The sequence below is a fragment of the Bradyrhizobium sp. 604_D8_N2_3 genome, from assembly GCF_051810765.1.
GTDB lineage: Bacteria > Pseudomonadota > Alphaproteobacteria > Rhizobiales > Xanthobacteraceae > Bradyrhizobium > Bradyrhizobium barranii.
In genome coordinates this window covers 140,930-161,913 of sequence record NZ_JBPWPM010000001.1, presented here as the reverse complement: position 1 = coordinate 161,913, position 20,984 = coordinate 140,930, and the positions used below count along the sequence as shown (strand labels likewise).

20 protein-coding genes are annotated in these 20,984 nt (G+C 64.1%); 17 read left to right on the top strand and 3 right to left on the bottom strand.

What is annotated here, in order from left to right; translation table 11 throughout:
• Positions 1–11 precede the first annotated feature (11 nt).
• Positions 12–614, top strand: coding sequence for a formate dehydrogenase FDH3 subunit beta (fdh3B, locus tag AB7245_RS00725; RefSeq protein ID WP_063980201.1), 603 nt, complete (start codon positions 12–14; stop codon positions 612–614).
• Between the two features lie 50 nt (positions 615–664).
• Complete coding sequence (locus AB7245_RS00720; protein WP_063980200.1) at positions 665–1,663, top strand: formate dehydrogenase subunit gamma; 999 nt, start codon at positions 665–667, stop codon at positions 1,661–1,663.
• Between the two features lie 35 nt (positions 1,664–1,698).
• Here the strand turns inward: AB7245_RS00720 and AB7245_RS00715 are convergent, their stop codons facing one another.
• A complete protein-coding gene (locus tag AB7245_RS00715; protein WP_439033822.1) occupies positions 1,699–3,684 on the bottom strand; it encodes a 4Fe-4S binding protein in 1,986 nt (661 codons plus the stop codon).
• 247 nt (positions 3,685–3,931) lie between these two features.
• Between AB7245_RS00715 and AB7245_RS00710 the strand changes: the two genes are divergently transcribed.
• From AB7245_RS00710 to AB7245_RS00690, 5 genes are all read left to right on the top strand, one after another.
• Entirely contained in the window at positions 3,932–4,393 is a 462-nt protein-coding gene (locus AB7245_RS00710) for a DUF3305 domain-containing protein (protein WP_063980198.1), read from the top strand.
• A 20-nt stretch (positions 4,394–4,413) separates the two neighbouring features.
• Positions 4,414–5,049 (top strand): DUF3306 domain-containing protein, encoded by a 636-nt coding sequence (locus AB7245_RS00705; RefSeq protein ID WP_063980197.1) that lies wholly within the window; start codon positions 4,414–4,416, stop codon positions 5,047–5,049.
• A 36-nt stretch (positions 5,050–5,085) separates the two neighbouring features.
• A complete protein-coding gene (locus tag AB7245_RS00700) occupies positions 5,086–5,697 on the top strand; it encodes a TorD/DmsD family molecular chaperone (protein ID WP_245328513.1) in 612 nt (203 codons plus the stop codon).
• Between the two features lie 74 nt (positions 5,698–5,771).
• Positions 5,772–5,897 carry a hypothetical protein gene (locus AB7245_RS00695; RefSeq protein WP_256376444.1) on the top strand — a complete coding sequence of 42 codons (126 nt, stop codon included), beginning with the start codon at positions 5,772–5,774 and terminating at the stop codon, positions 5,895–5,897.
• A gap of 56 nt (positions 5,898–5,953) precedes the next feature.
• A complete protein-coding gene (locus tag AB7245_RS00690; protein WP_063980195.1) occupies positions 5,954–6,163 on the top strand; it encodes a hypothetical protein in 210 nt (69 codons plus the stop codon).
• Positions 6,164–6,195: 32 nt separating this feature from the next.
• Here the strand turns inward: AB7245_RS00690 and AB7245_RS00685 are convergent, their stop codons facing one another.
• Complete coding sequence (locus tag AB7245_RS00685; protein WP_063980194.1) at positions 6,196–7,365, bottom strand: GAF domain-containing sensor histidine kinase; 1,170 nt, start codon at positions 7,363–7,365, stop codon at positions 6,196–6,198.
• 103 nt (positions 7,366–7,468) lie between these two features.
• On the opposite strand from AB7245_RS00685, the gene AB7245_RS00680 reads away from it, so the two are divergent.
• Entirely contained in the window at positions 7,469–7,852 is a 384-nt protein-coding gene (locus AB7245_RS00680; RefSeq protein ID WP_063980193.1) for a response regulator, read from the top strand.
• A gap of 22 nt (positions 7,853–7,874) precedes the next feature.
• On the opposite strand, the gene AB7245_RS00675 is transcribed toward AB7245_RS00680, so the two are convergent.
• Entirely contained in the window at positions 7,875–9,146 is a 1,272-nt protein-coding gene (locus AB7245_RS00675) for an MFS transporter (protein WP_283017896.1), read from the bottom strand.
• A gap of 300 nt (positions 9,147–9,446) precedes the next feature.
• On the opposite strand from AB7245_RS00675, the gene AB7245_RS00670 reads away from it, so the two are divergent.
• From AB7245_RS00670 to AB7245_RS00630, 9 genes are all read left to right on the top strand, one after another.
• Complete coding sequence (locus tag AB7245_RS00670) at positions 9,447–10,772, top strand: UbiA family prenyltransferase (protein WP_084794909.1); 1,326 nt, start codon at positions 9,447–9,449, stop codon at positions 10,770–10,772.
• A 117-nt stretch (positions 10,773–10,889) separates the two neighbouring features.
• Positions 10,890–11,504: a ribonuclease D gene (locus AB7245_RS00665; protein WP_018323452.1), complete on the top strand. Its 615-nt coding sequence runs from the start codon at positions 10,890–10,892 to the stop codon at positions 11,502–11,504.
• A 146-nt stretch (positions 11,505–11,650) separates the two neighbouring features.
• Positions 11,651–12,382, top strand: coding sequence for an LPS export ABC transporter periplasmic protein LptC (gene lptC, locus AB7245_RS00660; RefSeq protein WP_063985962.1), 732 nt, complete (start codon positions 11,651–11,653; stop codon positions 12,380–12,382).
• A 5-nt stretch (positions 12,383–12,387) separates the two neighbouring features.
• Entirely contained in the window at positions 12,388–13,098 is a 711-nt protein-coding gene (locus tag AB7245_RS00655) for an LptA/OstA family protein (RefSeq protein WP_063980192.1), read from the top strand.
• Positions 13,099–13,344: 246 nt separating this feature from the next.
• Positions 13,345–14,352, top strand: a complete 1,008-nt coding sequence (gene lptB, locus AB7245_RS00650) for an LPS export ABC transporter ATP-binding protein (RefSeq protein WP_063980191.1) — start codon at positions 13,345–13,347, stop codon at positions 14,350–14,352.
• Between the two features lie 90 nt (positions 14,353–14,442).
• On the top strand, positions 14,443–16,056 hold the full coding sequence (gene rpoN / locus AB7245_RS00645) for an RNA polymerase factor sigma-54 (RefSeq protein ID WP_063980190.1): 1,614 nt from the start codon (positions 14,443–14,445) through the stop codon (positions 16,054–16,056).
• Positions 16,057–16,140: 84 nt separating this feature from the next.
• A complete protein-coding gene (hpf, locus tag AB7245_RS00640) occupies positions 16,141–16,740 on the top strand; it encodes a ribosome hibernation-promoting factor, HPF/YfiA family (protein ID WP_063980189.1) in 600 nt (199 codons plus the stop codon).
• Between the two features lie 221 nt (positions 16,741–16,961).
• Positions 16,962–17,423 carry a PTS IIA-like nitrogen regulatory protein PtsN gene (gene ptsN / locus AB7245_RS00635; RefSeq protein WP_008141251.1) on the top strand — a complete coding sequence of 154 codons (462 nt, stop codon included), beginning with the start codon at positions 16,962–16,964 and terminating at the stop codon, positions 17,421–17,423.
• A gap of 214 nt (positions 17,424–17,637) precedes the next feature.
• A complete protein-coding gene (locus AB7245_RS00630) occupies positions 17,638–20,979 on the top strand; it encodes an autotransporter outer membrane beta-barrel domain-containing protein (RefSeq protein WP_439033821.1) in 3,342 nt (1,113 codons plus the stop codon).
• Positions 20,980–20,984 lie beyond the last annotated feature (5 nt).

The following is a 20,984-nucleotide window of genomic DNA, read 5'->3' as shown; positions in this document are numbered from 1 at the left end:
AGGTTAGACCAATGGCACGCATGAAATTCCTGTGCGATGCGGACCGTTGCATCGACTGCAATGCCTGTGTGACCGCCTGCAAGAACGAGAACGAAGTGCCTTGGGGCATCAATCGGCGGCGCGTCGTCACGATCAATGACGGCAAGCCCGGCGAGCGGTCGGTGTCGATGGCCTGCATGCACTGTACCGATGCGCCTTGCGCGTCGGTGTGTCCGGTCAAGTGCATCTATCCGACCGAAGACGGTATCGTCCTGCACGACAAGGATCTGTGCATCGGCTGCGGCTATTGCTTCTACGCCTGCCCGTTCGGAGCGCCGCAATATCCCCAGGTCGGGAATTTCGGCTCGCGCGGCAAGATGGACAAGTGCACCTATTGCGCGGGCGGCGGCGGTCCGGAGGCACCGGGCAGCGCTGAAGAATATGCGAAATACGGCTCGAACCGGTTCGGCGAAGGCAAGCTGCCGTTGTGCGCCGAGATGTGCTCGACCAAATCACTGCTCGCAGGCGATGGCGACATCATCGCCCAGATCTACGAGGAGCGCGTCGAGAAGCGCGGCTATGGTTCCGGAGCCTGGGGCTGGACAACCGCCTATCACGAGGACGTCAAGTCGTAAGGGGACCTGCGTTTACCGCGACGATTAGGGACGAAGATTGGGTATCCGTCATGACGGCTTTCGCACGCATTCGCTTCGTAGCGCTGTTGTTGATGCTGTTCGGTCTCACGACAGCCCCGGTGCTCGCCCAGAAGCTCGGTCCCGACGGGGCGCCCAATCCGACCGCCAGTGTGGCCAATCAGAAGACGCTTCTCGAGCAGGCGCCGCGCATCCAGGGCCGGATCGACATTCCAGATGTCAAAGCCAGCGTGCTGATGCAGCCGGCGGGACGGACCTGGGATTATTTCCACGAGGTCCTGCTGCACTGGGGTGGGGCGGTGGTGATCGTCGGCATGCTTGCCGTGCTCGCGCTTGCCTATCTGATCATGGGCCGGCTTCGCATCGAAGCGGGGCGCTCCGGCCAGAAGATTGTCCGCTTCAAGGCTTTCGAGCGGTTCGCGCATTGGCTGACAGCGGTTTCGTTCGTGCTGCTCGGATTGACCGGCCTGAACATCACCTTCGGCAAGGTCCTGCTGCGGCCGCTGGTCGGCCCGGATCTGTTCTCCGACATCTCCCAGGTCGCCAAGTACGTGCACAATTTCACGAGCTTCGCCTTCGTGGCGGGCCTCGTTCTGATCACGGTGCTTTTCTTCAGGGACAATCTGTTCAAGCGAGTCGATATTGACTGGGTCAAGCAGGGTGGCGGCTTCATCAAGTCGAAGCATGCGCCTGCAGGCCGCTTCAATCTCGGTGAGAAAATGGTCTATTGGCTGTCGGTCGCGGCCGGCCTCCTGGTCTCCGCATCGGGATTCGTGCTGCTGTTTCCCTTCTACGGCACTAACATTGCCGACATGCAGATCGCCCAGGTCGCCCACGCCGTCATCGCGATCCTTTTCATCGCGCTGATCCTGGGACACATCTATATCGGCACGCTCGGCATGGAAGGCGCATTCGAAGCCATGGGTACCGGCGAGGTCGATATCAATTGGGCGAGAGAGCATCACGACCGCTGGCTCGCCGAAAAGCTCGAAGCGGAAGGCCGGCAACCCTCGGCCACGCCGGCTGAATAGCGCGATGGCGCTCGGACCAACCTGAACCGGGCAATTCAGTTGGAGCGGCCGTCCGGGTCTCGCTTCCCGTCCCGGTCACGCAGGTAATCGTCGGTGGTGCGGACGGTCGGGCTCTGCGCGCCATAAGATTCAAAACCTTGTTCGGCGACGAAGCCGACGCGGCAGTCGCCGCACATCTTGACGGCGTCGAGCCGCTGCGCCGAGCCCGAATACATCCAGTGCTGGCCTTCGAGCTTCGCGACCACACGCTCGATGCTGCTCTTGACGCCGAACGGCTTGCCGCAGCGGATACAGCAAAACGGCTCCTCTTCCTTGAGAACCCGGGTTGGCGCGCGGCTGGCGCGGAAGTCGATCTGCGGAACCAGGGTGATGACGTTTTCCGGGCACGTCGTCCGGCACAGGCCGCACTGGACGCAGGAGTCTTCGACAAAACGCAATGCCGGGCGCTCGGGGTCGTCGCGCAGGGCACTCGTCGGACAGACCGACACGCAGGACAGGCAAAGCGTGCAGCCGGCAGCATCGATCTCGACGGCCCCGAACGGCGCGCCTTCGGGCAACGGAACGACATCGACGGGTGCAGGCGCCGCGCGGTGCAGTTCGGCCAGCGCAAAACGCAGCACGTCGCGCTTGCCGCCCACGGCGCGGAAGCTCGCAGGGCGCGGAGTGGGGGCGTCGGCCGGCGCGGTACGGAGCGCTTCGATCAGACCGTCCGGATCGTCGGTCGCGATGACGGAAAGCCGGGCCGGGCCGAAGCCGAGTCCGGCAAGGATCGGATCGGCGAGCGCGATCGTCCGCGTCAATCCGGAGACGTCGTGGCGCGGCTTGGCCCGTAGCAGGAAATGCACCGCCGACACGCCATAGGCAAAAGCCGCGATGATGCTCTCCAACCCGATTTGCGTGACCTCGTTGACCGCGAACGGCAGCACGTTCGCGGGCAAGCCGTCGCCGAACCGCGACAGCGCGTCGATCAGCGGCGCGCCGTTGCTTTCGTCATGGACGAGGACAACGGCCCGCTCGCCGCCCGCCTGACGGTATGCGAGCAGCATGGCACGCAGCTTTCTGACCAGCGCGTCTTCCGCCGGCAGCGCATAGGACGCGGCGCCGGTGGGACAGGCCGTCGCGCATTGGCCGCAGCCCGCGCAGATGTTGGCGTCGATCGCCACATGGTTGCCGGCAGGTATGATCGCGCCGGCCGGACAGGAATCGAGACAGCGGGTGCAGCCGGTCCGCTTCGAGCGCGAATGTGCGCAAAGCCCGGCGTCGAAGGTGATGTAGCGCGGCTTCTCGAAGGTCCCGACGAGGTCGCGCGCTTTCAGCACGGCCTGGAGGATTGCTGCGGGACTGCCGGGATCCGCGCGCAGATAGCCGTCGCGCAAGTCGGCAGGAACCAGCGCAGGCCCGCCGGTCAAGTCGAGGACGATGTCGCAGCTCGAACGGGCGTTGTTGCGTGACGAGCCGAACGTCAGGGCGCGACGTGAGGACGGTGCGGCTTCGGCGAAATCGTCGACCACCACATCGAACGCGCCCAGATGTCCTTTGACACTCGTTATCCGGCCTTTGGCAATCGGATAGTCGGCGCTACGTGGCGGTGCGATCGCGGCTGGTGGCGCAATCAGCACGGTGACGTCGAGATGTTCCTTCAGCAAGTCGCCAGCCTCGATCGCGGCCTCGTCGCGGCCGTAGATCAGGATGACCCCGCTGCTTTCCAACTGGACCATCGGCGCGGGTGCGGCGACTTCGGCCGCGGCGGCCAGCAGCGCGGCCATCTTCGGTCCCGCGCGGTCGGCATCGCCGGACCATCCGGCGGTCTCGCGGATGTTGGCAAACTGTATCGAATTCGCACGATTATTTTCGGAAGCAACCTGCGAAAACAACGCCGCCTGCTGCGTGCAGGCCACCGTGAGCGGACCATCTTCGGCGGCGACAGCCTTGAATCGGCCGAGTTCGGCGCCGCAGAGCTGCGTCGCTGCCGTCACTTCACCGCGGCAGCCGCGGCGAATTGCGTCTGCATCGAGCGGCATCGTCCCTTCGCACGAGCAGATCAGGTGGCGCCTGCCGGTATCAGATATGACGGTCACAATATCTCGCGGCTCCCAAAATAGAGCGGCCACCTACTGGCCCGTTCACCCCCGAAGTATATACTCCGCGTATCGGAAAAGACGACGCCCGTATCATGAGCGCACGATTATCGCTCTCGCCGGGCGCGAGCGCAGCTTCGCAGGATTGGCTTCGGAAGCGGGAACCACATCTCGATCTCGAGAGGGCACATTGATATCGACAAGTCTTGCACGCATTGCTGTCGGTGTCGCAATCGAGCGGCGCAAGGCGAAGAGTGCGTGGGCCGATTTTCTGTGGCGGCCCGTCTCGGTATTCGCGGGAGAGCCGACTGCGAAGCCGTGGACTCCGATTGGTGGCGAAGGCGAGGTCACGTTGTTCTACGCCGGTGATGCCGTGATCGAGCTGCACCGGACCGAAACCACCAACTATCGCGAAAATCTCACGTCAGGCTCGCCCACGCTGTGGGTCAATTTGCGTCCGACCGGCTCCGAGCCGCCCTACGAGCTGCTCGCGGTCACGGCCGATCCGGCGGAGGGCGAGGCGTTTACCGATGCAGGCAGCAATCTGGTCGAAGCCGTGCCGATGCCACCAGGCATCTCCGAGATCGTCGGCCGGTTCATCGCCGAGCATCATGTCGAACGACCATTCGTCAAACGGCAGCGCAATCGTTAGCAGCGGCATGAGAGAGATCGATGTCAGAGACTAACGTCTTCGTTCGCTGGGCGCGGCTCAAGCAAGCCTCGAAAAGCCAAAACGCTGAACTTGCCCCGGCCGACAAAGAGCAGGCTGCCGAGCCGTCCGTAGCGAATGACGAGACAGACCGGCCTTTCGATCTCGCCAGTTTGCCGTCGATCGAATCGATCACCGCTCACACCGACATTGCGGCGTTCCTGCAGACGGGCGTTCCGGCCGAACTGACGCGCCTGGCATTGCGCCGTGCCTGGGCGGCCGACCCTGCGATCCGCGACTTCATCGGGATTGCGGAGAACCAGTGGGATTTCAACGATCCCAACGCAATTCCAGGATTTGGCCCGCTCGATCCGGCGGACAACGTCGCCGATCTCGTTGCGCAGATGTCGAAGGGGCTGGAGCAGGTGGGTGACGCGCTTGCGGACGTGCCGCCGCCAACCGAGCTCATTCCGCAAGGGCGGCCCGATGCCGAACAGCCCATTCTCGAACCGACGATAGTGGCAGCTCAATCGCTGCCCGATGATGCCACGGCACGACCGGACCAGGACCGGAATGAGAGCATGCAGTCCGTCAGTCCTGCTGCCGGAGAGCCGCCCTCCCAGCGAGCACGACGTCATGGCAGCGCATTGCCCCGCTAGCAACCGGCAGGATCATATGTCTTGCGCGATCGAACAATGATGGATCCAACTTCAACAATCGCTTCAGTGCGTATCGTCGATGAATTCGACCTCGCCCGGGCGCAGGAATATGCCCTGTTGGCGACGTTGCTGACGCGCAGCCCGGACGCGCAGCTGCTGCGCCGGATCTCTGCATTGCACAGCGATGCGAGTGCGATGGGCAAGGCGCACATGGCGCTGGCGGATGCAGCGCGCCGGACCAATGAGCAGGCCGCATCGAGCGAGTTCTTCGCCCTCTTTGCAGGGTTGGGCAAGGGGGCGCTGCTGCCTTATGCGTCACACTACCTGTCCGATACCCTGTATGGCCGTCCACTCGCGCGGTTGCGGGAAACTCTCGAGGGTCTCGGCCTCGAAGCGGCTCCGGAACGTACGGAGCCCGAAGATCACGCGGGATTTCTCTGTGAGATCATGGCAGGCTTCGCCGGCGGGAGCATTCCAGCGCCAGCGGATGCCGAGCGCATTTTCTTTGATCAGCATGTTTCACGCTGGATGAGGCGCTTTTTCGTTGATCTCGAGCGGGCCAGTTCGGCGGACTTCTATGCGGCGGTCGGCGCGCTCGGACGGACGTTCATCGATATCGAGGCGGAGGCCTTCGCACTTCCAGGTTGAACACAGCGTTTTGTACGGCCGCTGCACAAATCCGTTTGGAAGCGTGCTAGGTTGCAGGGGTAGGGATCAACAGAATGCGCGTTTTCATAATTGCCTGTCTGTTCGCCGCCGTCGTCGCACTTGGTGCCGCCGGCATCCTTGATCATTTCGTGCAGGAGTCCGCCACAACGGCGTTCGCTGAGTCGAGCGCCCGCGTTTAGCGGTCATTATTGTTTGTTAAGCTTTCTGTTCTCCACATAGACGTGGGAGACGCCATATGCGCCGGTCGCTGATCGCTTGTTTCGTCGTTGCAGCTCTGATCGCCGCTTCTGCCCTGATCTTCAGGACGCAACCTCGCTCGATAGAGCTATCCGCAGCGGCCATGCCGCCCTTGGTCGAGCTGCACGCCATGGCGGGCGTCCATCAGCTCCCGGATCAGGAGATCGATGATCAGTCGCTCATTTTCCCGGCCAGCGTAAAGCAATAACCTGGCTCCAGACGATCTTGCTCCCGGCCCGCTTAGATCGGCATCTCGAAAGAGAAGGTCGTTTCGCGTCCGGTCGATATCGCACTCAATTTGCCGCCATGGGCCTGGGCGATTTGCGAAGCGATGTAAAGACCAAGTCCCAGACCCTGCTGACTGGGCCGGTCGCCTCGCGTGTATGGCTTGAAGAGGTTTGCCAGCGCCTTTTCGGAGATTGGCGGGCCTTCGTTGGACACCGTCAGATCGAACGTTCCGTCCAAGGTTCTGGCTACGACGTGGATCGGCCTACTCTGGTCACCGTACGTAATTGCATTCCCGAGCAGGTTCGAGAAAAGTTGGCCCATCTTGCTCCGATCGCAGCTGATGGGCTCTTCGATTTGGACCGATGAACTGATCGTCACGGTCGGCCAAGCCGTCCTGAACTCCGCGATGATTTGCTCCAGCACCGGCGCCAAAGGCAGCGTCGCATCTCGCTTGATCGTAAGGCCTCCGCCAAGTCGGCCTCGCGCGAAGTCCATGACGTTTTCGACGATGCCGGCCATGCGATAGACGGCTTTTTGAACGCCGAGCGCGATTTCGGGCGCCCGCCCGGTGTCGAGGTTCTTCAGCAGCACGCGCATGCCTGCATCGACGGCTGCGAGGGGATTACGAAGATCGTGCCCCAATACGCCGATGAACTGCTCGCGAAGCTCTGCCGTTTTTCGCTCGTCGATGAGATCGGCCTGACTCCGCTCCAGACGTTGATTGAGTTCGAGCTGTGCAGCGATCAGTTCGGCCAACAGCTGAAACGTGTCGAGGATTTCAGGCGTACGAAGTTGTCGAGGCGTGGGGTCGATGGCGCACAATGTTCCCCAGACGGCTCCGTCGATCAGGACGATGGGAGCTGAGATGTAGCTGCGAAATCCATACATGGCCGGTGTCGGATGATTGCAGAAGTCGCTGTCCGTCTGCACATCGTTGATGACGACCGTGTTGCCGTGCTGCCGGATCTCGTTGCAGATGGTCGTCTCGACACGCAGTTCTCCGCCCGGCTCAAGGCCAAAGGCGATGCTGTCCCGAACGGCGCAGCAAATCCATTGATCTGAAGTTACGCGCGCTATGGCGACGAAGCCCATGCCCGTTATGCGTGCGGCCAAATCCAGAACTTTGGGAACTGCCCCAATCTGCTGGACGGCATCCACGTCCGCCTTGATGTCAATTGCCATGGTGAACCCTAACGCCCTGCTCTAACAAACGCGATCCTTTGCAAGACGTTCTGTGGAACAAAGAAGCCGTTCAAACCTTATGCTCGGTTATGCCGGAGCATAAGTGTCCAATCTCAGCCAGCATAGGGACGTGATCCTCATCGTGGAAGATGACTTCCTCATCCGCGTGAACGCGGCTGACATGGTGCGGGATATGGGCTTCGATGTCTTCGAGGCGGCCGACGCGGACGAGGCTGTCAATCTGCTGGAGACGGAACCGGCGATCACCGTCGTCTTTACCGACATCCAGATGCCGGGCTCGATGGATGGCCTTCGGCTGGCGGCGGTGATCAGAGACCGATGGCCGCCCGTGCGGCTCCTCATTACGTCCGGCCAACTCAGCCCGGCAGCGGATGACATCCCACTCGGGGCGAGGTTCATCCCCAAGCCGTATCTTCCTGCGCAGCTTCACGACCAGCTTGAAAGGCTGGCCGGCGGGCGGGCATAGCGGGCTTTTTCAAGTCGAGCCCTCAGACCACCCGTCTCCCGGTCCGCTCTGCCACAGCCTTCTGCACAAAGTACATCGCGACCAGCGAGACGATTGCCGACGCGACCACGACGTAGCCGATCCGGTCGAAATGGAGCAGCGAACCATCCGGTTGTTGCGCGATGATGGCGGCGGCGAGGACCGAACCGAGCCCACCGGAGAGTTGCTGAAGCGACGCGCTGACCGCACTGAACGAGCCGCGCTGGCTGGGGTCGGGGATCGCCGACATCAGCGCCTGCGACGGGATCATGCGCGAGAAGATGCCGACGAACATCAGCACGTTGACGAGGATCGCGGTCGCGAGCGAGACGTGGCCGAGATGGGTGTAGATCAGCACCATGATGACAGACACCACGCTGCCGAAGACGAAGGTCGGGTACTTGCCGAACGCGTCGCTCGCCCTGCCGACCAGCGGTCCCGTGACGATGCTGAACAGGCCGGAGACGAGATAGATCGTCGGCAGATGCAGGATGTCGATGCCGAGATTATGCACGGTGAAGGCGCTGGAGAACGGCATCAGCATGTACCCGCCCGTCGCCAGCAACGTCGTGACGGCGAAGGCCAGCGTATAGCGCGGCTGTCCGATGGTCGCGATCAGATGGCGGAACGGGTTTCTGTCCTGCTTCAGTTTCAGATGCGCGTCGACCGGCTCCATCGCGAAGGCGATGACGGCGATCGCGACGATCGACAAGCCGACGATCGCAACGAAGCAGACATGCCAGTTCCAGTGATTGGCGAGAAACAGCCCCGCGGGAATGCCGAGCACCTGGCTCGCGGCGAACGCCGTCTGGACGAAGCCCATCACGCGGCCGCGCAGGTGCAGCGCGAACAAATCGGTGATGATGGCCAGCACGACCGAGCCGATCACGCCGCCGAACAATCCGGTCACGATCCTGCCGAGCAGCAGCACGTGGTAGGTCTGCGCGGCGGCACAGAGCAGGGTCCCGAGCGTGAAGCCGACATAGAAGAACAGCAGCAGGCGCTTGCGGTCGAAGCGATCGGCAAAGCCCGCGGCCAGGATCCCCGACAGTCCCGCGCTGAACGCGTAGGCCGACACCGCGACGCCGAATTGCCCGGCCGTGATGTCGAGCGCCGGCATCAGGATGGCGCCGAGCGGCGACATGATGATGAAATCGAGAATGATCGTGAACTGCGTGAACGCGAGCAGTGCGATCAGGAGCGCCTGGTAGCGCGTAAAGCCGCGCTGGCGTTCCTGTTGGTCGTCGATAGGCGCAGCGAGCGTCTGTTCGGTCATGACACCTGATTTCATTGTGGGCGGCGGGCGAGCGCGCGAAAACTCGCAGATGGGGTCGGCCGGGAGGATTTTCACGGGGCGCGCGGCAAAAGCCCCGCCGGAACATGAAGCTGGCGCCGGGTTGTGGGATCCATGCAACAGCAGGGTGCATGGCCTGGACCCGGCATCCCCCAGGGGCGCCGGCCCTTCTCCCCCCGGTTAAGTCGCCCTTAGCGAATGCCCCCTAGGCTCTCGGCCGTCCATTTCCCTGCTCCCCGGCCTCAGGGCCGGTCATGTTGCGGCAAGTCAGAGCGTTTTCGGATGGAGCAGCCTGCCTGGCACTACGATTCGGGCGTCCCCACACCGTCGGCGGTTCCCGCCGCGGCGCGGACGCTTGTCATCGATCTCGAAGGCGCCCTGCTCCGTTCCGAGCTGCTGCTGGAAGCGCTGTTCTCCAGCCCCGGCCGGATGCTGGCCCGCTTCGGCGCGGGTGGACGCCCGGGCATGGCGGCGCTCACGGATATCCTGGCGCAGGCCGAGCTCGACTACGCCCATCTGCCCTATGATGCCGACGTGCTGAACCAGGCCCTGGCGGCGCGGGCGCGGGGCGACAAGATTTATCTGGTGGCCGGCCGGTTTGCGCATCACGCGGCGGGCATTGCCGCGCATCTCGGGTTCGATGGCGTCGTTGCGCCGGCCGATCTCGCGGCGCCTGACCGGCTGCCGTTCGACCGCGCCTCCATGGAGCGCATCGAGACGCGCGGCAGCAGCCGTGCCAGCCTCAAAACCTGGGCGCAGGCGCTGCGCGTCTATCAATACGCCAAGAACACGCTGGTGTTCGTGCCGGCGATCACGGCGCATCAGATGAATCTTGCGACGCTCGGCTACGCGTTGCTGGCGTTCCTCGCGTTCTCGGCCTGCGCGTCGGGTGCCTACCTGATGAACGATCTGCTCGATCTCTCAGCCGACCGGCAGCATCCGACCAAGCGCCATCGCGCGCTGGCGGCAGGTCGACTGCCGATGTCCTCGGCGCTGCTTGCGATTCCCGCGCTGTGGCTGCTCGCGGTTGCCGCCAGCCTCTGCATCTCGCCTCTGTTCCTCGGCGTGCTCGGTGGCTATCTCGCCACGACGATCGCCTATTCGCTCGTGCTCAAGCGCAAGATGCTGGTCGACGTCGTGACACTCGCCGGCCTCTACACGCTACGCATCATCGCCGGCGCGGTCGGCGTCGGCGTGGTGCTGTCGGAATGGCTCTTGATCTTCTCGCTGTTCGTGTTCACCTCGCTGGCGCTGATCAAGCGCTTCAGCGAGCTCAGCATGCGCGAGAGCGCCGGCCTCGCCGATCCCTCCAACCGCGATTACAGGATCACCGACCTGCACATCATCGGCGCGATGGCGGCGGCGAGCGCCATGAACGCGGTGACCGTGTTCTCGCTCTACGTCTCCTCCTCCGCGGTGACGCCGCTCTACAGCCGTCCCTGGATGTTATGGCTGCTCAATCCGCTGCTGCTCTACTGGTTCGGCCGCGCCCTGATGATGGCGCATCGCCGCGAGATGCCCGACGACCCGATTCTCTACACTTTTCGCGATGGTGCCAGCCGCACGACGGTGGCGGCGATGATCTGCATCATGCTGGCGGCGATCTGACCGCGCCCCGGCGGGCACAGCTGCCGCTTGCGCGGCCCGCCGCCAGTGGCTAGATCGCGGGCAACCCGATTAGCTTATGATGCCGACCGACCAATTCGATTGAGGTTTTGAAACGCCATGACCGTACGCCTGCATCGCGGCGACCTGCCCGACCTGTCCCGCTACACCGGAGCGGTGGCGATCGACACCGAGACCATGGGGCTGAACCCGCACCGCGACCGGCTCTGCGTGGTGCAGCTCTCGCCCGGCGACGGCAGCGCCGACGTGGTGCAGATCCCCAAGGGCCACACCGACGCGCCGAACCTGAAGGCCCTGCTGGCCAATCCTGCGATCACGAAGATCTTCCACTTCGCGCGGTTCGACGTCGCGGTGCTGTACCAGACGTTTGGCGTCATGACCGGCCCGATTTATTGCACCAAGATTGCCTCCCGCCTGACCCGCACCTACACCGACCGGCATGGCCTCAAGGACCTCGTGCGCGAGGTGCTCAATGTCGACCTCTCCAAGCAGCAGCAATCCAGCGACTGGGGTTCCGACAGCCTGACCGAGCCGCAGCTCGCCTACGCCGCCTCCGACGTGCTGCACCTTCATGCCCTGCGCGAGCGGCTCGACGCCATGCTGGTGCGGGAAGGCCGCACCGCGCTGGCAAAAGCCTGTTTCGACTTCCTGCCGACCCGCGCTCTGCTCGATCTCCAGGGCTGGGCGGAAGAGGACATTTTCGCGCATTCCTGAGGCCTCGGGCCGCTGTTAGCTTAGGGCTGCCGCCCCGTTTCGGACACTTTCGTGCGGCCTGTCGCAGGCTGCATATTCAGGCGGCGCCGGATACAATGGCGTGCGCCCGTCAACCGGACGAGACGAGCGACACCTCGGGAGCTCAGGTGAATTCGGCCCAGAATCCAACCTACGACGCCGCGCTTGCGGCGAAGTTTGCCAGCGCGGCGCGCCACAGCCGCCTGGTGCGGATTCTGCGCATCGCGGTGCCGGTGACGGTGGCTGCGTCCATGGCCGCGATCGTCGCCGTCTCGACTTTCCTCAATCCCTTCCAGATCCCCGTGAAGCTCGACTCCGGAAATCTCGTGGTGACGGGCACCAAGATCACGATGGAAACGCCGCATATGTCCGGCTTCACCCCGGACCAGCGGCCCTACGAGCTCTGGGCCAAGACCGCGACGCAGGACATCACCGACCCCGATCATGTCGATCTCAATGATTTGCGCGCAAAGGTGCTGATGGAAGACAAATCCACTTTGCTGCTCGATGCGCGCACCGGCCGCTTCGACAACAAGCAGCAGCAGCTCGACCTGCACAAGGATATCTTCCTGCGCACCTCGTCCGGCTATGAGGCGCGGCTGAACTCGGCCTTCGTCGACATGGGCAAGGGAACGGTCTCCTCGGATGAGCATGTCGACGTCAAGCTGACCAACGGAACGCTGACCGCCGACCGGCTGCGGATCACGGAAGGCGGCGACGTCATCCGCTTCGAGGGCAATGTGGTGATGCATCTGGACAAGCTGGACGATCCCGCTGCCGCCCAGCCTGCGCCGGCCGAGCAGCCCGCGCCGCCGGTGAAGACACGCACGCCTCAGAACAAGTCGGCCAATTCAAAGTGATTTTCATGATGAGATTCTTTTCGCGCAACGAAGACAAGCGGTGCGCCATTCTCGGTGTGGCCGCGCTCACCGTCGCGCTGGTCGCAACCGGTGCGGCCGTCGCGCAGAGCACGATGCAAGGCGTGCCCAACGCAATGCAGGGCTTTTCGCAAAACCGCGACCAGCCGATCCAGATCGAAGCCGCCTCGCTCGAGATGCGCGACAAGAAGAAGGAGGCGACCTTCTCCGGCAATGTGAAGGTCATCCAGGGCGACACCACCATGACCTCGAAGACGCTCGTGGTGTTTTACGACTCCGGCGGCGGCGACAAGCCGGCCGCGCCGCAGCCCGCGGCGAAGGGGACCAAGGGTGCGCCGATGCAGTCGGCGCAGCCGGGGCCGGGCGGCAGTTCCTCGATCAAGCGGCTGGAAGCGCGCGGCAACGTCGTCGTCACCCAGAAGGACCAGGTGGTAACAGGCGAGACCGCCGTGTTCGACACCAAAACCAACCTCATCACCATGCTCGGCGGCGTCGTTCTCACGCAGTGCAGGAACGTGCTGCGCGGCGACCGTCTGGCGGTCGACATGACCACGGGCGTCTCGCGGGTGGAATCCGACAGCGGCAGGGTGCAGGCATTGCTGCCGCAGGGCGGCAGCAATGATTGCGGATCGGGGAGCCCGGGCAAGCCCGCTCCGGCGCCGCCTCTGCAATTGCCCGGCGCAGGCAAACAAAAGTAAATTCCTGAAGTAACTTCAATCGCTTGGGCCAGATTCTCCCGATCCGAGGTTGAAGCTTGCCCGGCGAGGCTGTATCTAGCGCGAAGGGCTTTCCAAGCGGGGTTCGCCGCTTTTCGGGCGTGTTTCACTGGGCATGAGACATCCCTTCACTCATGCTGTGCCGGCGAATCGCAAGGCCGGTGCGGCAGATCGCGGGATCACGCGCGGATCATCGCGCAGGATTGTCGTGAAAGGCTAGAAGGCGGGATGGTCGATCTCTTCAGCATGTTCCGTCGGCGCCCCGCCAAGCGCGGCCGGCCAGGATTTGCGCGCCAGGACATCACTGCCCTCGGTGACAGCGTCGGCGGTCTCGTGCCCAGCCCGGTGCGGGATGCATCGCCGATCGCGCGCGACCAGATGCGCGCGCCCGACCATTTCCAGGCCGACTACCAAGCCGACTACCAGACCGAACCGCCGCGTGCCCAGGCGGTGCATCCCGTGAGGGCCGCCAGCAGGCCCAACGGCGCCGGCGGACCGCAGCTTCTGAAGCGGCCGGGTTTCCTGGCTGTGCATAGCGTGGAAAAGAGTTTCGGCAGCCGCCAGGTGGTGCGCGGCGTCAGCATCTATGTGCGCCGCGGCGAAGCGGTCGGCCTGCTCGGCCCGAACGGCGCCGGCAAGACCACCGTGTTCTACATGATCACCGGCCTGATCAAGCCCGATCGCGGCGCGATCGAGCTCGACGGCCACGACGTCACTAAGCTGCCGATGTATCAGCGCGCGCGGCTCGGCATCGGCTATCTGCCGCAGGAAGCCTCGATCTTTCGCGGCCTCACCGTCGAGCAGAATATCCGCGCCGTGCTCGAAGTGGTCGAGCCCTCGCGCAAGAAGCGCGAGCAGCAGCTCGACTCGCTGCTCGACGAATTCAACATCACGCGCTTGCGGAAATCGCCGTCGATCGCGCTGTCAGGCGGCGAGCGCCGCCGCGTCGAGATTGCGCGCGCGCTGGCGACGCGTCCGAACTACATGCTGCTCGACGAGCCCTTCGCTGGCATCGATCCGATCGCGGTCGGCGACATTCAGGACCTCGTCCGCCATCTCACCAACCGCGGCATCGGCGTGCTGATCACCGACCACAATGTGCGCGAGACGCTCGGCCTGACCGATCGTGCCTATATCGTCTATGCCGGTGAAATCTTGACCGAGGGTAGCCCGGATGAGATCGTCGCCGATCCCGACGTTCGCCGGCTTTACCTTGGCGAGGAATTCCGCCTCTAGCCCTTTTTTCCCGTTCGTCAAGCCGTGTACATCGCGCCAAGACTAGGATAAGCAAAAATCGGACCAACTTTTGGGATCGGTTCTTGCTTCATGGCGCTCACGCAGAGATTAGAGTTCCGGCAATCGCAGTCGCTGGTCATGACGCCGCAGCTGATGCAGGCGATCAAGCTGCTGCAATTGTCCAACCTCGATCTCACGACCTTCGTGGAAGAGGAACTCGAGCGGAACCCCCTGCTGGAGCGGGCCAACGACGAGCCGCCCGCGGGTGAAGCCCCGGCCGAGACCGGCCAGTTCAGCGACTCCGACGGTGGCCACAACGACGAGCCGGGTGGCGGTCCGGGCGAGGCGTTCGAGCCGGGCCAGGAAGAATGGATGAGCAAGGATCTCGGCACCCGCGCCGAGATCGAGCAGACCCTGGATACGGGCCTGGACAACGTCTTCTCCGAGGAACCGGCCGAGGCCGCCGCGCGCAACGCCCAGGATGCGGCGCCGACCACCTATACCGAATGGGGCGGCGGGGCCTCCGGCGACGAGGACTACAATCTCGAAGCCTTCGTCGCCGCGGAGATCACGCTCGGCGACCATCTTGCCGAGCAGCTCTCGGTCGCCTTCACCGGCCCGGCGCAGCGCATGATCGGCCAGTACCTGATCGACCTCGTCGACGAGGCCGGCTATCTGCCGCCGGATCTCGGCCAGGCCGCCGAGCGCCTTGGCGCATCGCAAGCCGACGTCGAGGACGTCCTTGCCGTGCTGCAAAAATTCGATCCGCCCGGCGTCTGCGCGCGCAATTTGAGCGAATGCCTGGCGATCCAGCTCCGCGAGCTCGACCGCTACGACCCGGCGATGCAGGCCCTCGTCGAGCACCTCGATCTGCTCGCGAAGCGCGACATCGCTTCGCTGCGCAAGCTCTGCGGCGTCGACGACGAGGACATCGCCGACATGATCGGCGAGATCCGCCGCCTCAATCCCAAGCCCGGCATGAAGTTCGGCTCGGCGCGGCTCCAGACCATGGTGCCCGACGTCTATGTCCGCCCGGGCCCGGATGGCGGCTGGCATGTCGAGCTCAACAGCGACACCTTGCCGCGCGTGCTGGTCAACCAGACCTACTATTCGCAACTCTCGAAGAAGGTCGGCAAGGACGGCGACAAGTCCTATTTCACCGACGCGCTCCAGAACGCGACCTGGCTGGTGCGCGCGCTCGATCAGCGCGCCCGCACCATCCTGAAAGTTGCGACGGAGATCGTGCGCCAGCAGGACGGCTTCTTCACCCATGGCGTGGCGCACCTGCGGCCGCTGAATCTGAAGGCCGTTGCCGACGCCATCCAGATGCATGAATCGACCGTGTCGCGCGTCACCGCCAACAAGTACATGGCGACAAATCGCGGCACATTCGAATTGAAATATTTCTTCACGGCCTCGATCGCCTCCGCCGACGGCGGCGAGGCGCATTCCGCCGAGGCCGTGCGCCACCACATCAAGCAGCTGATCGATTCGGAAGCTCCGTCGGCGATCCTGTCGGACGACACCATCGTGGAACGCTTACGCGCCTCGGGAATTGATATTGCCCGCCGCACGGTCGCGAAGTACCGCGAAGCCATGCGCATTCCCTCTTCGGTGCAACGCCGCCGTGACAAGCAGAGCGCTCTTGGTAACGTCCTCTCCACCGCAATGCCCGATCGCTCCCGCAACACCGAGCCGGCCTGATTGCGCTGGCGCGAAATCGCGCTACTCTCGATCCCCCATCGAGACCGATCCAAGCTGGGCACTTAAAACCAAGCGAGGCATCACATGACCCTCAGAATCTCGGGAAAGAGCGTCAGCGTCGGCGACGCCCTGCGCGGCCGCGTGACCGATCGGACCGACGAGGTCCTGCGTAAATATTTCGACGGGAACTATTCCGGCCACATCACCCTGAGCAAGGATGGCTTCGGCTTCCGCACCGACTGTGCCCTGCATCTTGATACGGGAATTACGCTGGAGGCCGATTCGAACGCGCCGGATGCCTATGCCAGCGCCGACCAGGCGCTCCTGATGATCGAGAAGCGGCTCAAGCGCTACAAGAGCCGGCTCAAGGACCGCTCGGCCCGCAAGGCCCATGTCGCCTCCGCGGCGCTGGCCGCCATGGACGCCACGAGCTACGTGCTGGAGGCGCCGGGCGAGGGTGAGGACGAGGACGAGGTCACCGGCTACAGTCCCGTCATCATCGCCGAGGCCACCACCTCGCTGAAACAGCTATCGGTGAGCGAGGCGGTGATGGAGCTCGACCTCAGCGGAGCGCCCTGCCTGGTATTCCAGCACGGCTCCAGCGGCCGGGTGAACATCATTTACCGCCGGGCCGACGGCAATGTCGGCTGGATCGACCCGCCGGGGCCCAAACCGGACGGTTAAGGGCTGGAACCGGCCCCCGTACCAACCGCAGCCCTTAACAATGAGCGGGGCAAAGCCGCACGCAGCAGTTGGCACCGGGATTGCGTTGGAGTAGAAGCGCCCCACATCAGGATCGGGGCTAAGTCCCCCTCCTGCTTCACCTTCTTGATGCCGGCCAGGCATGGTTTGACCAAGCTGGCCAATTCGGAACCTGACGGTTTAATTCACCTCGGAAACCTTCCATGCCGATTACCGATCTGGTCGCACCCGAGGCGATTCTCCCGGCATTGAAGGTCAACAGCAAGAAGCAGGCGCTTCAGGAGCTCGCGGCCAAGGCCGCCGAGTTGACCGGGCAGAACGAACGCTCCGTGTTCGAGGTGCTGCTGCAGCGTGAGAAGCTCGGCACCACCGCGGTCGGCTACGGCGTCGCCATTCCGCACGGCAAGCTGCCCAAGCTGGAAAAGATCTTCGGCCTATTCGCGCGCCTCGATCGTCCGATCGATTTCGAGGCGATGGATGGCCAGCCGGTCGATCTCGTCTTCCTGCTGCTCGCCCCCGAAGGCGCCGGCGCCGATCACCTCAAGGCGCTCGCCCGCATCGCCCGCCTTCTGCGCGACCAGGACATCGCCAAGAAGCTCCGCGCCTCGCGCGACGCCCAGGCGATCTATTCGGTGCTGGCGCTGCCGCCGGCGACCGCGGCGTAACGTCGCCTGTCCTCGTCGTCCGCTGAGAAGCGGAATCGATCCACGCAATTGCCAATGCACGCCGGCCATCCTCGTGGCATGCGCGCGCGGGATGTGGTGATCCTGCAAGAACCGACAACGCGAAAACTTTTCCGCTTGAGACGCCCGGCACATTGTACCGCGCCCGAGTCCCTTAAGGTCGCCCCAGGACGCAAGGGGCACGCGGGTGGACGTGATGGGGAAGAAAAAGGTGCCGTTGCGCTTCGGCGCAACCGCGGGACGGCGGCAAGACGATCGGGCGCGATTCGCCCGACTTGCCGAATCGGATCTTACCAACGACCGCGCTCCTGCCGGCGAAGGGGCGAGCACGGTCCAGGCGCTGAGCGCGAGCCGTGGCTGGCGCGTGGCGCTGCTTGGGACAGCGGCCAGCGGCGCGCTGTGGCTGATGGAACCGCGGCCGGCGCAAGCCGGACCAAATGGCTGCACGACGGCCGGGACGACCGCGAGCTGCACCGGCGATCAATCGGCCGGGATCGGTGCCGCTGATTTCAACCAGGCCCTCGTCGACACGCTCAACGCCAATTCGCTGACGACCAATATCGCGCCGGCCGCCGGCACGTCCGGTATAGAATTCGTGCGCTCGAGCGGCGCGGTCACCATCAACAACGACATGGCGCCCCATTCCATCATCGTGACCGGAGCCGCCGATGGCATTCGTGCCTCGTCCGCCGCGACGGGGTCGTGGGAAACCGGGGTGGTGACGATCAACCACACCGGCGACATCAGCTCGGCTGGCGGTTTCGGCATCCACGCATCCACAGTTGGCCTTTTCGGCATCGTCGACATCAACATCACCAGCCGCGGCACAATCACTGCATATCTTGATGGCATTTACGCTAACGCCCATTCCGGCTATGGCGACGCCATCACCATCACGAACAGCGGCGACATCACCTCCAGCAATGGTAGCGGCATTTATGCCAAGACGTACACCTACGGCATCTCTGTCACCAATGTCGGAAATATCAACGCGGCCAGTCTCGGTATTTACGCGTTCGCTGACTTTGGTGCCACGATCGACAGCATCGGAAACATTGCCGCGACCGCCGGCATCCTCGCCTCCGCAGATCTTGGCGATGCAGTGATCCGGCACAGCGGAAACATCTCTGCCCTTTTCGGCATTCAAGGGAACTCGGGGCGAGGATCCGTAAGGATCACGCATGATGGAGGTAACATCACGTCCGACCGCATGGCTATCTATGCGGATGCTCTGAACGACGTCTACATTACCAACCGCGGCAATCTCGTCGGCAACGACTACGGCATCCTCGCGGGCGCCCAGATCGGCACCAACGTGGACAGCATCGGCGACATTACCTCGCGCAACGGCACCGGCATGTATCTCGTGGGGACGAATGCCGTCGTGGTGACGAGCCGGGGAAACATCGGCGCGCGCGATTACGGCATTTACGCGTTTGCGGGTGGGATGCTCGGGTACTACGTCACGGTGGACAGTACCGGCGACATCACCTCGTCCGGCGCTGAAGGAATTCATGCCGTTGGCTATGCCGGCTACACGTCGGTCATCAGCCGGGGAAATGTCAGTGCGTATGGCGACGGCATCCACGCCGAGAGCGTGGGCACCACCACGCTGAACAGCACCGGCAACGTCACCTCGACAACCGGCAACGCGATCTATGCGAGTGCGGGCGGCAATATCGGCGTCACGGTCAATGGCGGTGTCTTATCCGGCGCTGCTGCGGGCGTTAATATGGCCGGCGGCGTAACCAATACCTTGACCATCGGTGCGACAGCGACGGTCGCGGGAGGCCTTTACGCCATCGTTGCCAGCACCGGCAACGACACGGTGAACAATGCCGGCACGGTCACCGGCAATGTCGGTCTCGGCAGCGGCACGAACGCCTTCAACAATCTTTCGGGCAGCGTGCTCAACAGCGGCGCGACGGTCGATCTCGGCGCCGGCAACATGCTGGGCAATAGCGGCATCCTGGCTCCATCAGGTCTCGGCACTGTCGGCACCACGACGCTCACCGGCAATTTCGTTCAGAGCGGGGGCGGCAAATTCATCGTGGACGTTGACCCCCACAGTGCCGACCGGCTCAACGTCAGCGGTACGGCTGGCCTCGCCGGCAAGGTGATGGTGGATCCGCTGGCGCGCGTCGCGGCGACCACGACCTATACGATCGCGACGGCGGGCACGGTGAACGGCACCTTCTCCGGTGTCGACTTCCTCACCGCCACCAGCTTCGCCCGCAACGCGCGGCTGAGCTATGTCGGCAACGACGTGCTGCTGACGCTCGATGCCGGCCTGCTGTCGCCGTCGCTGCCGGGCAACGCCAACGTCAATCAGAGGAACGTCGCGGCGGGCATCGATAGTGCGCTGATCGGCGGCGCTCCCCTGCCGGCCGGCTTCAACCCGCTGTTCGCGCTCTCGGGCAATGCTCTGCTCAATCCGCTGACGCAGGTTTCGGGCGAGACGGCGGCCGGCACGCAGCAGACCACGTTCAACGCGATGAACCAGTTCATGGGCGTGCTGACCGATCCGTTCGCCGCCGGGCGCGGCGATCCGCGTTCGTCGTCCGGTGCGACGGGCTACGCAACTGACGACAGCGATGCGCTCGCCTATGCCGGCGGCCGCAAGCGCACGAGCGCCGAGCGCGACGCCTATGCCGCGATGTCGCGCAAGGCGCCGGCGCAGACCTTCGCGCAGCGTTGGAATGTCTGGGCCGCTGGCTTCGGCGGCTCGCAGACCACGGACGGCGATGCGACGCTCGGTTCGAACAGCACCACCAGCCGCATCGCAGGCACTGCGGCGGGAGCCGACTACTGGTTCTCGCCCAACACCGTCGCGGGCTTTGCCCTTGCCGGCGGCGGCACCAGCTTCTCGGTGGCGAATGGCGGCACTGGCCGCTCCGACCTGTTCCAGGCCGGCGCGTTCGTGCGGCACAATGCCGGGGCGGCCTATGTCACGGGCGCGCTGGCCTATGGCTGGCAGGACGTCACCACCGATCGCACTGTGACCATCGCCGGGGCCGATCACCTCCAGGCCCGCTTCAATGCCAACGCCTGGTCCGGCCGGCTCGAAGGCGGCTATCGCTTCGTGGCGCCCGTGATCGGCGGCGTTGGCCTCACGCCCTATGCCGCAGTCCAGTTCACCACGTTCGACCTGCCGTCCTATACGGAGCAGGCAATCACGGGGACCAGCACCTTTGCCCTGAGCTACGCTGCGAAGAGCGTCACCGACACCCGCAGCGAATTCGGCCTGCGTGCCGACAAATCCTTTGCCGCGGCGGACGGCGTCACCACGCTGCGCGGCCGCCTCGCCTGGGTCCATGACTTCAACCCCGATCGCGCGATCGGAGCGACCTTCCAGACGCTGCCCGGCGCGAGTTTCGTCGTCAACGGCGCAGCGCAAGCCACTGAGGCCGCGCTCGTCACGGCCTCAGTGGAAAGGCAATGGCTGAACGGCTGGTCTACGGCAGCGACGTTTGAAGGTGAGTTCTCGAACCTCACGCGCAGCTACGCCGGCAAGGGCGTCCTGCGCTACGCCTGGTGAGACCG

What these genes read in the sequence shown, in the direction of transcription:
- AB7245_RS00670 (WP_084794909.1), top strand. Translation starts at nt 9,447, where the DNA reads ATGGAGCAGCCTGCCTGGCACTACGATTCGGGCGTCCCCACACCGTCG.
- AB7245_RS00695 (WP_256376444.1), top strand. Translation starts at nt 5,772, where the DNA reads ATGCGCGTTTTCATAATTGCCTGTCTGTTCGCCGCCGTCGTCGCACTT.
- AB7245_RS00685 (WP_063980194.1), bottom strand. Translation starts at nt 7,365, where the DNA reads ATGGCAATTGACATCAAGGCGGACGTGGATGCCGTCCAGCAGATTGGG.
- AB7245_RS00705 (WP_063980197.1), top strand. Translation starts at nt 4,414, where the DNA reads ATGTCAGAGACTAACGTCTTCGTTCGCTGGGCGCGGCTCAAGCAAGCC.
- ptsN (WP_008141251.1), top strand. Translation starts at nt 16,962, where the DNA reads ATGCCGATTACCGATCTGGTCGCACCCGAGGCGATTCTCCCGGCATTG.
- AB7245_RS00630 (WP_439033821.1), top strand. Translation starts at nt 17,638, where the DNA reads ATGGGGAAGAAAAAGGTGCCGTTGCGCTTCGGCGCAACCGCGGGACGG.
- AB7245_RS00700 (WP_245328513.1), top strand. Translation starts at nt 5,086, where the DNA reads ATGATGGATCCAACTTCAACAATCGCTTCAGTGCGTATCGTCGATGAA.
- AB7245_RS00690 (WP_063980195.1), top strand. Translation starts at nt 5,954, where the DNA reads ATGCGCCGGTCGCTGATCGCTTGTTTCGTCGTTGCAGCTCTGATCGCC.
- hpf (WP_063980189.1), top strand. Translation starts at nt 16,141, where the DNA reads ATGACCCTCAGAATCTCGGGAAAGAGCGTCAGCGTCGGCGACGCCCTG.
- AB7245_RS00720 (WP_063980200.1), top strand. Translation starts at nt 665, where the DNA reads ATGACGGCTTTCGCACGCATTCGCTTCGTAGCGCTGTTGTTGATGCTG.
- AB7245_RS00715 (WP_439033822.1), bottom strand. Translation starts at nt 3,684, where the DNA reads ATGCCGCTCGATGCAGACGCAATTCGCCGCGGCTGCCGCGGTGAAGTG.
- AB7245_RS00675 (WP_283017896.1), bottom strand. Translation starts at nt 9,146, where the DNA reads ATGACCGAACAGACGCTCGCTGCGCCTATCGACGACCAACAGGAACGC.
- fdh3B (WP_063980201.1), top strand. Translation starts at nt 12, where the DNA reads ATGGCACGCATGAAATTCCTGTGCGATGCGGACCGTTGCATCGACTGC.
- AB7245_RS00655 (WP_063980192.1), top strand. Translation starts at nt 12,388, where the DNA reads ATGATGAGATTCTTTTCGCGCAACGAAGACAAGCGGTGCGCCATTCTC.
- AB7245_RS00665 (WP_018323452.1), top strand. Translation starts at nt 10,890, where the DNA reads ATGACCGTACGCCTGCATCGCGGCGACCTGCCCGACCTGTCCCGCTAC.
- rpoN (WP_063980190.1), top strand. Translation starts at nt 14,443, where the DNA reads ATGGCGCTCACGCAGAGATTAGAGTTCCGGCAATCGCAGTCGCTGGTC.
- lptB (WP_063980191.1), top strand. Translation starts at nt 13,345, where the DNA reads ATGGTCGATCTCTTCAGCATGTTCCGTCGGCGCCCCGCCAAGCGCGGC.